At 59.0% G+C, this 12,673-nt stretch carries 10 protein-coding genes; 8 read left to right on the top strand and 2 right to left on the bottom strand.

Going from position 1 to position 12,673, the window contains the following annotated elements; genetic code table 11:
- Positions 1-1,327 (bottom strand): spinster family MFS transporter (locus tag WH299_RS29380; RefSeq protein ID WP_339551995.1); only part of this gene is annotated, 1,327 nt, incomplete at its 3' end.
- A 251-nt stretch (positions 1,328-1,578) separates the two neighbouring features.
- Here WH299_RS29380 and WH299_RS29375 point away from each other — a divergent pair.
- The 3 genes from WH299_RS29375 to WH299_RS29365 all read left to right on the top strand — a co-directional run bounded on the left by WH299_RS29375 (position 1,579) and on the right by WH299_RS29365 (position 6,731).
- The gene (locus tag WH299_RS29375; RefSeq protein WP_122724737.1) at positions 1,579-1,944 is read left to right on the top strand and encodes a YkgJ family cysteine cluster protein; all 366 of its coding nucleotides are present in this window, start codon (positions 1,579-1,581) and stop codon (positions 1,942-1,944) included.
- A 140-nt stretch (positions 1,945-2,084) separates the two neighbouring features.
- Positions 2,085-4,349: a putative bifunctional diguanylate cyclase/phosphodiesterase gene (locus tag WH299_RS29370; RefSeq protein WP_339551994.1), complete on the top strand. Its 2,265-nt coding sequence runs from the start codon at positions 2,085-2,087 to the stop codon at positions 4,347-4,349.
- 204 nt (positions 4,350-4,553) lie between these two features.
- Positions 4,554-6,731: a hypothetical protein gene (locus tag WH299_RS29365; protein WP_068935521.1), complete on the top strand. Its 2,178-nt coding sequence runs from the start codon at positions 4,554-4,556 to the stop codon at positions 6,729-6,731.
- Positions 6,732-7,023: 292 nt separating this feature from the next.
- Here WH299_RS29365 and WH299_RS29360 read toward each other — a convergent pair whose 3' ends face one another.
- Entirely contained in the window at positions 7,024-7,326 is a 303-nt protein-coding gene (locus tag WH299_RS29360) for a DUF2288 domain-containing protein (RefSeq protein ID WP_339551993.1), read from the bottom strand.
- A 340-nt stretch (positions 7,327-7,666) separates the two neighbouring features.
- Between WH299_RS29360 and WH299_RS29355 the strand changes: the two genes are divergently transcribed.
- From WH299_RS29355 to WH299_RS29335, 5 genes are all read left to right on the top strand, one after another.
- On the top strand, positions 7,667-8,794 hold the full coding sequence (locus tag WH299_RS29355) for a branched-chain amino acid ABC transporter substrate-binding protein (protein WP_122724731.1): 1,128 nt from the start codon (positions 7,667-7,669) through the stop codon (positions 8,792-8,794).
- Between the two features lie 226 nt (positions 8,795-9,020).
- Positions 9,021-9,944 (top strand): high-affinity branched-chain amino acid ABC transporter permease LivH, encoded by a 924-nt coding sequence (livH, locus tag WH299_RS29350; protein WP_028619257.1) that lies wholly within the window; start codon positions 9,021-9,023, stop codon positions 9,942-9,944.
- The gene (locus WH299_RS29345; protein ID WP_028619256.1) at positions 9,941-11,194 is read left to right on the top strand and encodes a high-affinity branched-chain amino acid ABC transporter permease LivM; all 1,254 of its coding nucleotides are present in this window, start codon (positions 9,941-9,943) and stop codon (positions 11,192-11,194) included. Before livH ends, WH299_RS29345 begins: the two co-directional genes overlap by 4 nt.
- Positions 11,191-11,958, top strand: a complete 768-nt coding sequence (livG, locus tag WH299_RS29340; protein ID WP_010212365.1) for a high-affinity branched-chain amino acid ABC transporter ATP-binding protein LivG — start codon at positions 11,191-11,193, stop codon at positions 11,956-11,958. Before WH299_RS29345 ends, livG begins: the two co-directional genes overlap by 4 nt.
- Before the next feature lies 1 nt (position 11,959).
- A complete protein-coding gene (locus WH299_RS29335) occupies positions 11,960-12,661 on the top strand; it encodes an ABC transporter ATP-binding protein (RefSeq protein ID WP_017844798.1) in 702 nt (233 codons plus the stop codon).
- Positions 12,662-12,673 lie beyond the last annotated feature (12 nt).

Genomic DNA, 12,673 nt, shown 5'->3' with positions numbered 1-12,673 from the left:
CTGGCACCTCCACCCCGCTCAACCCCTCCTTCATCTTCTTGGCATCGCGCACAAAGCTGCGCGACGCCTGGAACAGAAACAGCATGGTCAAGAACAGCGCCACCGGAATCAGGTACATGGCGTCATGCAACCCCACCGCTTTATAAGCTTCGGTCATCTGCTCCGCCCCCGCCGCATACATCGCCGAGTGGGCGAAATGATCGGAAAGCCCGCCCACCACGATCGGCCCCATCCCACCGCCCAGCAAATACAGCCCGGCAAAAAACAGCGCCATGGCCGTGGCCCGCAGGCGTGGCTCGACCACGTCCTGAATCGCCGTGTAAACGCAGGTGTAGAAGTTATAGGCAAACAACCAACCCACGCTGAACAGCGCCACGAACACGCCAATCTCGATGCGCCCGGCGTGCAACGCCCAAGCGGTGGTCACGGTTGAGATGATCAGGCTGAACGCGGCGAACAACAGGCGACCATTGGCAACACGCTGGTGGATCTTGTCAGCGACCCAGCCGCCGAGGGTCAGGCCCACCAGGCCGGTCAGACCGACGATCACACCCGTGGCAACGGCGGCTTCCTGCAACGGCATCAGGAAGTAACGCTGCAGCATCGGCACCAGGAACGAGTTGCAGGCATAGGTCGCAAAGTTGAAGCACAACCCGGCCAGCACCAGCCACAGGAAGGTCGGCACCGCCAGTACGCGGCGGATCGGGCGGTCGACGCGCTCCTGGGAGACTTGCACGGTTTCGGCGGCGCCGCGCTTGGGCTCCTTGATATAGAACATGAACACCGCCAGGATCATCCCCGGTACCGCCGCGATAAAGAACGGCGCGCGCCAGCTGTCGAACGCCTTGACCATCCAGCCGATGGTGAAGAACGCCAGCAACAGCCCCAACGGCAGGCCCAGCATGAAAATGCCCATGGCCCGCGCGCGACGGTGCGCCGGGAACAGGTCGCCAATCAGCGAGTTGGCCGCCGGCGCATAACTGGCTTCGCCAATGCCAATGCCCATGCGCACCAGCAAAAACGTCCAGAAACTGCCGACCATGCCGTTAACCGCCGTCAGCCCGCTCCAGGCAAACAGGCCCCAGCCCATCAGTTTACTGCGCGAGCCGGTATCGGCCAGGCGCCCGAGGGGCAAGCCGGCAATGGCGTAGACGATGGTGAAGGCGGTACCGATGATGCCGAGCTGGAAGTCGCTCAGGTGCCATTCCATGCGGATTGGCTCGATGATGATCGCCGGAATCGTGCGATCGAAGAAGTTGAACAGGTTGGCCAGGAACAGCAGGAACAGAATGCGCCAGGCATTCGCCGCTTGGGTCGAGTTCTGCATGGGTCCGTCTCTTTTATTGTTATGAGAGCTGCGATGCCCGATGCATCCTGCCCGGTACCTGCAACATAGTCAGACGGCACCCGGTTGTCTGTAATGATTCGTAAAGCTGATAGGGCATGATTTCGCCCGGCAGCACGGGACTTCGCCTACAAAAATATAAGTTCTTGCCCCCCTTCCCAACGGCCATGGCCCGGATAGAATGGCGAGCCTTCCGTAACACCCCACTCCTACTTTTCTTATCGATGACGCCCATGTCCGAAGCCAGTCCGTGTCTGAATTGCGGTGCCTGCTGTTCACACTTCCGTGTGTCTTTCTTCTGGGGAGAGTGCGCCTCGTCGGGGGGCACGGTGCCCGATGACCTGGTGGTACAGATCAACCCCACCCGCGTGGCGATGATCGGCACCGACCAGAAACCGGCGCGCTGCTGCAGCCTTGAAGGCGACGTAGGCCAAGGCACCCGATGCACGATTTACGAGCAACGCTCCAGTGTGTGCCGCGAGTTCGAGTCCTCCTGGTATGAGGGCGTGCACAACGCCGATTGCGATGCAGCCCGCGCCGCGTTTGGCCTGGCGCCGCTGGAAGCACCGTTCGAACTGGACCTGCCCATCAGCGCTTAGCATCAAACGCTATGGGTGGCATGACAAAATCGTAGACAAGCAAAGTGCCATTACTCCTTGGCGAATTCTCCTACACGTCTACACTCGTCCCCATAGGTCATCGCCGTAGGCAGTGACGTGACTCTATGACGGGACATGCTATGGAATGGCTGGGTCTGCATTTTTTTACCGAGCTTCCAGAGAGCGGGCACTTATTACTCAATTGCAGTCATAACCCCTTCCTGGTACTGCTCGCCTATCTGGTCGCGTGCGCGGCGGGTTTCGGCACGCTGGACATGGCCGAACGCGTCGGCCACGTCGAAGACCCTACCGCGCGGCGCAACTGGCGCTGGCTCGGCGCCGGTTGCCTGGCAGGCGGCATCTGGTCCACCCACTTCATCAGCATGTTGGCCTTCCAGGCCCCGATTGCGATCTATTACGAACTGTTCATGACGTTCGCCTCCTTGCTGATCGCGCTGATCGCGTCGTTGATCGCCATGCAAACCCTCAGTCACTCCAACCTGCGCTTCCACCAGTACTTACTGGCGTCGGTCTGGATGGGCATCGGCATCGCCCTGATGCATTACGTCGGCATGTCGGCCATGCGTTCCCAGGCCCAGGTGTATTTCGACACGCGGCTATTCTTGGCCTCGATCGGCATTGCCATCGGCGCCAGCCTGGCAGCCTTGCTGCTGTCGAGTTACCTGCGCAACGGTGCCGGAGTGTTCCACCAGTTGCTTAAATATGCCGCCAGCCTGGTGCTCGGCGCCGGCATTCTCAGCATGCACTTCACCGGCATGGCCGCCATGCGCCTGATGGTGCCGACCGGGGCGGACCTGTCGCTGCCGCTGGACAACAACCCGATTCAACTGGGCCTGTCGGTCGCCGTCATCACCCTGCTGGTGATCGGTAGCAGCATCAGCGCCGCCCTGGCCGACAAGAAGCTGCAGCACAAGGAACGTGACCTGCGCCGGGTCAACGCCTTGCTCAGTGAACTGGACCAGGCCCGCGCTTCACTGCAACAGGTGGCCCACTACGACGCCTTGACCAGCCTGCTCAACCGCCGGGGTTTCAACCAGATCTTTGCGGAAAAGCTCGCCGAAAAAACCGCCTCCCACGGCATGATGGCGGTGATTTTCCTCGATATCGACCACTTCAAACGCATCAACGACAGCCTCGGGCATGACGCCGGCGACCAATTGCTCACCGTGCTGGCCGGACACATCAAGAGCTCGGTGCGCAGCCACGCCGATGTGGTCGCGCGGTTTGGCGGCGATGAGTTCTGCATCCTGATCAGCATCCACCACCGCGACGAAGCCCGGCACCTGGCCCAGCGCATCATGCAACAGATGAAAGAGCCCATCGAACTGGCCGGCCGGCGCATGGTGATGACCACCAGCATCGGCATCAGCCTATTCCCCGACGACGGCCTGACTTGCGAAGAGTTGTTGAAAACCGCCGACCTGGCGCTGTATCAGTCCAAGGATGCCGGGCGCAACAGCCTGAACTTCTTCAGCTCCAACCTGAAAACCCGCGCCTTCCTCGAACTGCAACTGGAAGAAGAACTGCGCGGCGCCCTGCGCACCCGTAACCAACTGGTGCTGTTCTATCAACCGATCTTCGACATGAAACTGGGCAAGGTCACGCGGTTGGAAGCCTTGGTGCGCTGGCAACATCCACAGCATGGCTTACTGGCCCCGGACCGCTTTATCGGCATCGCCGAAAGCAACGGCCTGATTGCCGAACTGGACCACTGGGTACTGCGCCAAGCCTGTCACGACCTGAGCCTGCTGTCTGAACGGGGTTATACCGACCTGACCATGGCGGTGAACTGCTCGGCCCTGAACCTGGCCCGTGATGAGCTGGCGGATGAAATCGAAGACGCGTTGCGCTTCAGCGGGATCGGCGCCAACCGCCTGGAGCTGGAAGTCACCGAAAACGCCCTGATGGGCAATATCAGCAGCACCTTGGCGTTGCTGCGGCAGATCCGCGCGCTGGGCGTGTCGTTGGCCATCGACGACTTCGGCACCGGCTACTCGTCCCTTGCTTACCTCAAGCGCTTGCCACTCAACACGCTGAAGATCGACCGCTCGTTTATCCAGGATATTCCCAAGTCCACCGCCGATATCGAGATCGTCCAGGCGGTGATTGGCATGGCCCACACCCTGCACTTGCAGGTGGTGACCGAGGGCGTGGAAACCCAGGCCCAACTCGAGCTGCTGCACAAGCATGGCTGCGATTTCGTGCAGGGTTATCTGCTTAGTCCGGCGGTGCCGGCCAGTGACATCATCGGCGTGATGCAGGGCATCAACCAGCGCAACCCACTCCCCCCGCCTAGAGGGGCTGGCACCAAGGACGGCGGTTCGCCGCAAGACGCCTCCCCAAACCGTGGCAACTCCACGTCCATCGTCAGGCCAATTCGCTGACGCCGAATCTTTGGCATTTCGCCATCATCTGCCTAAAGAACGCCGACGAACGGCCGATTCATCAGAGTCCGGCCAGGTTTTCCCTGAAAACACTAGGGTTTAGCCCACTCGCCGAGGACAAGGACGCACTGTAAAGTCGCGAACTCTCATTCCGTGATGGCTATTTGATACTTTCCAGCCATCCGCCCAGGCACATGGCGCACAATGACTTCTAAAAATAACTCTGCCACCGTGGTATCTGACGTGTTGCTCCCAGCTCCTGCGGACAAGCCCTCAGGTTCAAAGTCATTGAGCACCGCCCGCCCGCTGGCCACCCAGCAATACCTTTACTTCACCGAAACCAATACCGACCGCATCCTCGACAACCTCGACGGTCTGCGCGACATGGTGTTCCCGCGCCCGCCCCACTTGGAAGGCGACAACGATCCGCGCAACGAGCAGGAATTTCCCTCGGTGTGCCTGATCGGCCTGGGCCGTTGTGGTTCGAACATCGCACTCGACGTCGCGGAGCTGGTTTACAACGCACGCAAGTTCTACCTGAACGAATTCAGCAACGAAGATAAATCGCAGGACAAGGGCTACAGCCCGGCCCAGTGGATCCGCAACAACCTGCGCCTGGGCGGCGGCAAGGCCACCAAGCCGGTGTTCCTGGTGGAACCACTGGTGATGCTCGGCGACCTGGACAAGGACATCGCCGGGCGCATCCGTTTCTCGCGCAAGGGCGAAAAAAGCGGCTTCCTGCGCGACTACAGCAAGATGAAAATCATGGACCTGTCGGAAGTCCATGCCGGTGGCGCCGGTAACGCGCCGATCCTCGGTCAGTACCTGGCCAAGATCATTCTCAATAAAGACACCCAGCGTTTTTCCAGCCCTGACTGGAAGATGATCCACTCGTACCTCATCGACTCCTGCGGCATCAAGGCCAACCAGTCGCGCCTGTACTTCTCGATCTTCAGCGCCGGTGGCGGCACCGGCTCAGGCATGGCCTCGGAGTTCGGCCTGGCCCAGCAGCACTCGTACATGAACAAGACGTTCGACACCAAGCCCGCCGACGAGCACGACAGCAAAAGCGGCCATGCCTTTGTGTTCGAACCGATCTTCACCAGCGGTATTTGCGTGCTGCCGAACATCTCCGACCACCGCAGCGAAATGTCCGAGGCGCTGCACATCAACGCCGGGCGCCTGCTGTGCAAATACCTGTCGGAAGAATGGGACTTCTCGTACAACTTCGCCAATGAAGACAGCAGCGAAGCCAGCGTGAAGGGGCGTATCCGGCCGTGGAACGCAATGATGTTGATCTCCAACGACATCATGCGTTATGCCGAAGAAAGCGATGACGGCAATATCCAGAACATTGACGTCAATGCCATGGAAAAACACGCCAACCAGTACATTTCCCAGCAGATCTTCAACATCCTCACGGCCCAGGCCGTGACCACCGACTACGACCAGAACTACTTCCGTCGCGCCGGGATCGACATTGGTGAAACCATTCGCCTGGATGCCAACGACCTGTTCATGAGCCTGGCCGGCCCTGTGGCAATTGCCTATGCCGAGTCCGTCGTCCCGGAAACCCCGGCGCCGTCGAGTGACAAGTTCAAGGTGTTCGAGAAAGAACCGCAACGCCTGAACATCGACGACCTGTTCTTCCGCTCCATCGACCTGCCGCACTTCAACAAGGTCACCCAGGCCATCGAAGGCATCAGCCTGCTGCCGATCGAGTCCAAGCGCTACAAGGCGTCGCTGGAGCAGTACAAGAATTCGGGCTACGACGCGGCCGCATTGCACGACCTGCACTTCTTCAAGAACTGCTCGTCGGTGGTGTCGATTGTTTCGTTACCCAAGGACTACAAGCTGTCCTACATGGACCTGAACCGGCTCAAGACCCACCTCAACAGCCTGTTCCCCAACACCACCCTCAAGCGCTATGCCTTGGTGATTGGCGCATCGGCCAACTTGTCGCTGACCACCTTGATCGCCAAGAGCCCGTGCCTGTCGGATGATTTCCTCACGCTGATCGTCGCCTTCATCAAGCGCTGCTTTGCGCGCAACCCGTACCGCTTCGATGACACGCTGGACAACTCGATCCTGGACTTCATCATCCACGAGGACTTCGACGAAGACCGTATCGACGAACTGCTCAACGAGTTCGAAAACCCGGCGAAGATCCTCGACACCAACTGGTACGCGATCAAGCCGATGTATGAGAAGAAGTACCGGGAGCTGATCAACGACAAAGACAAGTTCGTGTCGATCAATGACATTCGCCTGTCACGGGATTGCGTGAAGAAGGCGATCAAGTATTTGCGTGAGATTTACCGTCACCGGATTGGCAAGACCAAGGTTATTTCGTTGAATAACCATACTGGCAAGACGGCATAAACCGCGTTGACCCCATCGCAGGCAAGCCAGCTCCCACACTTGTAATGCATTTCAAATGTGGGAGCTGGCTTGCCTGCGATAGCGGTATATCAGTCAATAAGATTCTTGGGCTTTGCCACACGCGGAAACAATTCAACAGGCATTCCGCGCCACGCCAAACTGTTCCCATGACGTGCACGTCACCCTCACCTGTGACCTTTCTCCACGGCAACATGCCATCACGGCGTCAGCAGTTACTCCGCTACACACTTGCCACAGCAAAAAGCACGCACCTTTTTTGTGCGCGCTATTCTTACTCTGCCCTTTCCTGGATCAGAATCCACGGCGAGACCACTACCGCCCACAGGCTCGGATCACGCGCCACCAGGTCCAATGCCCGCGTCGCAGACACTTCGCCAAGGCTGCCCGCGGCCAGCCAGGCAGCGACTTTGTCACGGCTGTCCTCGGCCATTCCCTCGGCGGCTTCGATCAAATCCAGGCCGGCGTCGACCCACAATAGGGCACCCTTGGCAAAGAACGGCTCAATCTCCTTCCAGGATATTTCGGCGGTTTCACCGAGCAGCTTGGCATAGAGGGTGCTAGGTTCTTGCGTCATGGGAATTCACCTGAGTAAAAAACGGCGCAATCATAACGTCGTGGCTCTTGTAGAAAAACCCAGTTGCAAATGAGTTACCGAGAGAAAGTGTCAGGAAAGCCAAGGATTGCCCGAAACTCTGGCATCACTCCGCCGCCATTCTGTCTTTTTCTTTCATTTAAGCGACATACCCGGGTTTTGCCCCCAGCAGCCAGCTTTTCAAGCGATCAACCGGCGCTCTACACTGTACCGGTACAGTTGCCAGGGCACTGCCGGGGGGATATCCGAGATATCTGATCCGGTTCTGCAGCTCACAAGGCCGCTAGAACTATAAAAAATACAACAGTAAGAGTGGAGCACTATGAATAAGGCTACTAAGCAGATTTCCAAACTGTTTGCCGCTATGGTCCTGGCTGGGGTTGCCGGCCATTCGTTCGCAGCCGACACCATCAAGATCGGTATCGCAGGTCCTAAAACCGGTCCAGTGACGCAATACGGCGACATGCAATTCATGGGTGCCAAGCAAGCCATCAAAGACATCAACGCCAAGGGCGGCGTCGACGGCAAGATGCTTGAGGCCAAGGAATACGACGACGCTTGCGATCCTAAACAAGCCGTTGCCGTCGCCAACAAAGTGGTCAACGACGGCGTCAAGTTCGTGGTCGGTCACCTCTGCTCCAGCTCCACTCAACCCGCTACCGACATCTACGAAGACGAAGGCGTGATCATGATCACCCCAGCGGCCACCAGCCCGGAAATCACCGCGCGTGGCTACAAGCTGGTCTTCCGTACCATCGGTCTGGACAGCGCTCAAGGCCCAGCGGCCGGCAACTACATCGCCGACCACGTCAAGCCTAAAGTCGTTGCCGTACTGCACGACAAACAGCAGTACGGTGAAGGCATCGCCACCGCCGTTAAACAGACTCTTGAAAAGAAAGGCGTGAAAGTAGCCGTCTTCGAAGGCCTGAACGCTGGTGACAAGGACTTCTCCTCGATCATCCAGAAACTCAAGCAAAACAACGTCGACTTCGTCTACTACGGTGGCTACCACCCAGAGCTGGGCCTGATCCTGCGTCAGTCGAAAGAAAAAGGCCTGAACGCCAAGTTTATGGGCCCGGAAGGCGTCGGCAACGACTCCATTTCGCAGATCGCCCAGAACGCTTCCGAAGGCCTGCTGGTGACCCTGCCGAAATCCTTCGACGCAGACCCAGCAAACAAAGCCATCGTTGATGCTCTCGTAGCAGACAAGAAAGACCCAAGCGGCCCGTTCGTGTTCCCGGCTTACTCGGCAGTTGAAGTGATCGCTGGCGGTATCGCCGCAGCGAAGAGCGAAGACACCGCCAAAGTGGCTGCGGCTATCCACGCGGGCACCTTCAAGACCCCTACCGGCGACCTGAGCTTCGACGCCAAGGGCGACCTGAAGGACTTCAAATTCGTGGTCTACGAATGGCACTTCGGTAAACCAAAAACCGAAGTTTCCCCTCAGTAAGCCGGGCGTTACTGGTCCAACAAGCCCACTGTGAGAGCAGTGGGCTTTGTTTTACGAGGTTTATGGGCCTGTCACCCGCGATCCGGGCGCTGGCTCACCTGAAAATCTTAAAACCGTCACCAGCGGTTCGCTGGCAAACGCTTTGTGCAACCTGGTCACAGAACAGGGCACAGGCCGGAAATGACTCCACCAGTGAAATGCGTATCGGGTTTTTAGGAGCGCTGTAATGCCTGAGATCTATCATTTTTTCCAACAGCTGGTTAATGGCCTGACCATTGGCAGCACCTATGCCTTGATAGCCATTGGCTACACAATGGTTTACGGCATCATTGGAATGATCAACTTCGCCCATGGCGAGGTGTACATGATTGGTTCCTACGTGGCCTTTATCGCCCTTGCCGGGTTGGCCATGATGGGTATCCACTCCCTGCCGCTGTTGATGACCGCCGCGTTCCTGGCGTCGATCGTCGTGACCAGTGCCTATGGCTACAGTATCGAGCGCGTTGCGTATCGTCCCTTGCGTGGCAGCAACCGTTTGATCCCGCTGATTTCCGCCATCGGCATGTCGATTTTCCTGCAGAACACCGTATTGCTGTCCCAGGACTCCAAGGACAAGTCCATTCCCAACCTGATCCCGGGGAGCATCTCCTTCGGCCCAGGTGGCGCACAAGAAGTGCTGATTTCGTACATGCAGATCCTGGTCTTTGTCGTCACCCTGGTGGCGATGCTCGGCCTCACCCTGTTCATCTCCCGCTCCCGTCTGGGGCGCGCCTGCCGGGCTTGTGCCGAAGACATCAAGATGGCCAACCTGCTGGGCATCAACACCAACAACATTATCGCCCTGACCTTCGTGATCGGCGCCGCATTGGCAGCCGTTGCGGCGGTGCTGCTGAGCATGCAGTACGGCGTGATCAACCCCAACGCCGGTTTCCTGGTAGGCCTCAAGGCCTTTACTGCGGCGGTTTTGGGCGGCATCGGCAGTATCCCGGGCGCGATGCTCGGTGGCCTGGTGCTGGGTGTGGCCGAAGCCTTTGGCGCCGATATCTTCGGCGACCAGTACAAGGACGTCGTGGCGTTCGGCCTGTTGGTTCTGGTGCTGTTGTTCCGTCCGACCGGCATCCTGGGCCGTCCGGAGGTTGAGAAAGTATGAGCAGATATCTTAAATCGGCGTTCTTCAGCGCGCTGTTGGTTTGGGCGGTTGCGTTCCCCGTACTCGGCCTCAAGCTGAGCATTGTCGGCATCAACCTGGAAGTGCATGGCACCGGTCCCGTGACCCTGACCATCATCGCCCTGTGCTCGGTGCTGATGTTCCTGCGCGTGCTGTTCACCCAGCAGGTCGGTGCCTTGTTCAAGGGCAACCGTGGCCCACTGGTATCGCCTAAGGTCAGCCAATTCCTGACCCTGCCGCGTACCCAGCGCTACATCATCATCGGCCTGATCGTGGCCGCGTTGATCTGGCCGTTCTTCGGCTCGCGCGGCGCGGTCGATATTGCCACCCTGATCCTGATCTACGTGTTGCTGGGCCTCGGCCTTAACATCGTGGTCGGCCTGGCCGGCTTGCTCGACCTGGGTTACGTGGGTTTCTACGCCGTAGGTGCCTACACCTACGCGCTGCTCTCGCACTATCTGGGCTGGGGCTTCTGGATCTGCCTGCCCTTGGCGGGCATGGCGGCGGCTACGTTCGGCTTCCTGCTGGGCTTCCCGGTACTGCGCCTGCGCGGTGACTACCTGGCGATCGTGACCCTGGGCTTCGGTGAAATCATCCGACTGTTCCTGCGTAACCTCACGGATATCACCGGCGGCCCCAACGGTATCAGCAGCATCCCCAAGCCGACGTTCTTCGGGCTGACGTTCGACCGTAGCGCCGCAGAAGGCATGCAGACCTTCCACGAGTACTTCGGGATCGACTACAACCCGGTGAGCAAAGTGGTGTTCCTGTACCTGGTGGCACTGCTGCTGGCACTGGCTGCCCTGTTCGTTATCAACCGCCTGCTGCGCATGCCGATCGGCCGTGCATGGGAAGCGCTGCGTGAAGATGAAATCGCCTGCCGTGCACTCGGCATGAACCCGACAGTCATCAAGCTTTCGGCCTTCACCCTCGGGGCAACCTTTGCCGGTTTCGCCGGCAGTTTCTTCGCCGCTCGCCAAGGCCTGGTAACGCCGGAGTCGTTCACCTTCATCGAGTCGGCGATTATCCTCGCCATCGTGGTACTGGGTGGCATGGGCTCGCAATTGGGCGTGATCCTGGCAGCAATCGTGATGATCCTGCTGCCGGAATTGATGCGTGAGTTCAGCGAATACCGCATGTTGATGTTCGGCGCCATGATGGTGCTGATGATGATCTGGCGTCCTCAAGGCCTGCTGCCCATGCAACGTCCACACATGGAGCTGCGCAAATGAGCCGCGAGATCCTGAAAGTCGAAAATCTGAGCATGCGCTTCGGCGGCTTGCTGGCGGTCAACGGCGTGGCCCTGACCGTGAAAGAAAAACAGGTTGTGGCACTGATCGGCCCGAACGGCGCCGGCAAGACCACGGTGTTCAACTGCCTCACCGGTTTCTACAAGCCGAGCGGTGGCAGCATCCTGCTGGACGGCCAGCCGATCCAGGGCCTGGCCGGTCACGAAATCGCCCGCAAGGGCGTGGTGCGGACCTTCCAGAACGTACGGTTGTTCAAGGACATGACGGCGGTCGAGAACCTGCTGATCGCCCAACACCGTCACCTGAACACCAACTTCTTCGCAGGCCTGTTCAAGACCCCGGCGTTCCGCAAGAGCGAGCGCGAGGCCATGGAGTACGCCGAGTACTGGCTGGACAAGGTCAACCTGACCGAGTTTGCCAACCGCCCGGCCGGCACCTTGGCCTACGGTCAGCAACGTCGCCTGGAAATCGCCCGCTGCATGATGACCCGTCCGCGGATCCTCATGCTCGACGAACCAGCCGCCGGCCTGAACCCCAAGGAAACCGAAGACCTCAAGGCGCTGATCAGCGTGTTGCGTGAAGAAAACAACGCCACCGTGCTGTTGATCGAACACGACATGAAACTGGTCATGAGCATTTCCGACCACATCGTGGTGATCAACCAGGGCACGCCGTTGGCCAACGGGACGCCGGAGCAGATCCGCGACAATCCTGAAGTGATCAAAGCCTATTTGGGGGAAGCGTAAAATGCTGCAATTCGAAAACGTTTCCACTTTTTACGGCAAGATCCAGGCCCTGCACAGCGTCAACGTCGAAGTGCGCCAGGGTGAGATCGTCACGCTGATCGGCGCCAACGGTGCCGGCAAATCGACCCTGTTGATGACCCTCTGCGGTTCGCCCCAGGCCCACAGCGGCAGCATCCGCTACATGGGTGAAGAACTGGTGGGCCAGCAATCCTCACACATCATGCGCAAGAGCATCGCGGTGGTGCCGGAAGGCCGTCGTGTGTTCTCACGCCTGACGGTGGAGGAGAACCTGGCCATGGGTGGGTTCTTCACCGACAAGGGCGATTACCAGGAGCAGATGGACAAGGTGCTGCACCTGTTCCCTCGGCTCAAGGAGCGCTTCAGCCAGCGCGGCGGCACCATGTCCGGCGGCGAGCAGCAAATGCTCGCCATCGGCCGGGCGCTGATGAGCAAACCCAAGCTATTGCTGCTGGATGAACCTTCACTGGGCCTGGCACCGATCATCATCCAGCAGATCTTCGACATCATCGAACAGCTGCGCAAGGACGGTGTGACGGTGTTCCTGGTGGAACAGAACGCCAACCAGGCGCTAAAAATCGCTGACCGTGCCTATGTGCTGGAAAATGGCCGGGTGGTGATGCAAGGCACTGGCGAGCAGTTGCTGACCGATCCGAAGGTGCGCGAGGCATACCTCGGCGGTTAAGAAACACCCCTC

The organism is Pseudomonas sp. MYb541, assembly GCF_037479595.1.
In the GTDB taxonomy this organism is placed as follows: domain Bacteria; phylum Pseudomonadota; class Gammaproteobacteria; order Pseudomonadales; family Pseudomonadaceae; genus Aquipseudomonas; species Aquipseudomonas canadensis.
Note: the sequence above shows the minus strand (reverse complement) of the source record. Positions and strands in the feature narration are given on the sequence as shown.

Coding starts and splice junctions, on each gene's coding strand:
- livH (WP_028619257.1), top strand. CDS start 9,021: ATGCCTGAGATCTATCATTTTTTCCAACAGCTGGTTAATGGCCTGACC.
- WH299_RS29355 (WP_122724731.1), top strand. CDS start 7,667: ATGAATAAGGCTACTAAGCAGATTTCCAAACTGTTTGCCGCTATGGTC.
- WH299_RS29370 (WP_339551994.1), top strand. CDS start 2,085: ATGGAATGGCTGGGTCTGCATTTTTTTACCGAGCTTCCAGAGAGCGGG.
- WH299_RS29375 (WP_122724737.1), top strand. CDS start 1,579: ATGTCCGAAGCCAGTCCGTGTCTGAATTGCGGTGCCTGCTGTTCACAC.
- WH299_RS29360 (WP_339551993.1), bottom strand. CDS start 7,326: ATGACGCAAGAACCTAGCACCCTCTATGCCAAGCTGCTCGGTGAAACC.
- WH299_RS29335 (WP_017844798.1), top strand. CDS start 11,960: ATGCTGCAATTCGAAAACGTTTCCACTTTTTACGGCAAGATCCAGGCC.
- WH299_RS29345 (WP_028619256.1), top strand. CDS start 9,941: ATGAGCAGATATCTTAAATCGGCGTTCTTCAGCGCGCTGTTGGTTTGG.
- WH299_RS29365 (WP_068935521.1), top strand. CDS start 4,554: ATGACTTCTAAAAATAACTCTGCCACCGTGGTATCTGACGTGTTGCTC.
- livG (WP_010212365.1), top strand. CDS start 11,191: ATGAGCCGCGAGATCCTGAAAGTCGAAAATCTGAGCATGCGCTTCGGC.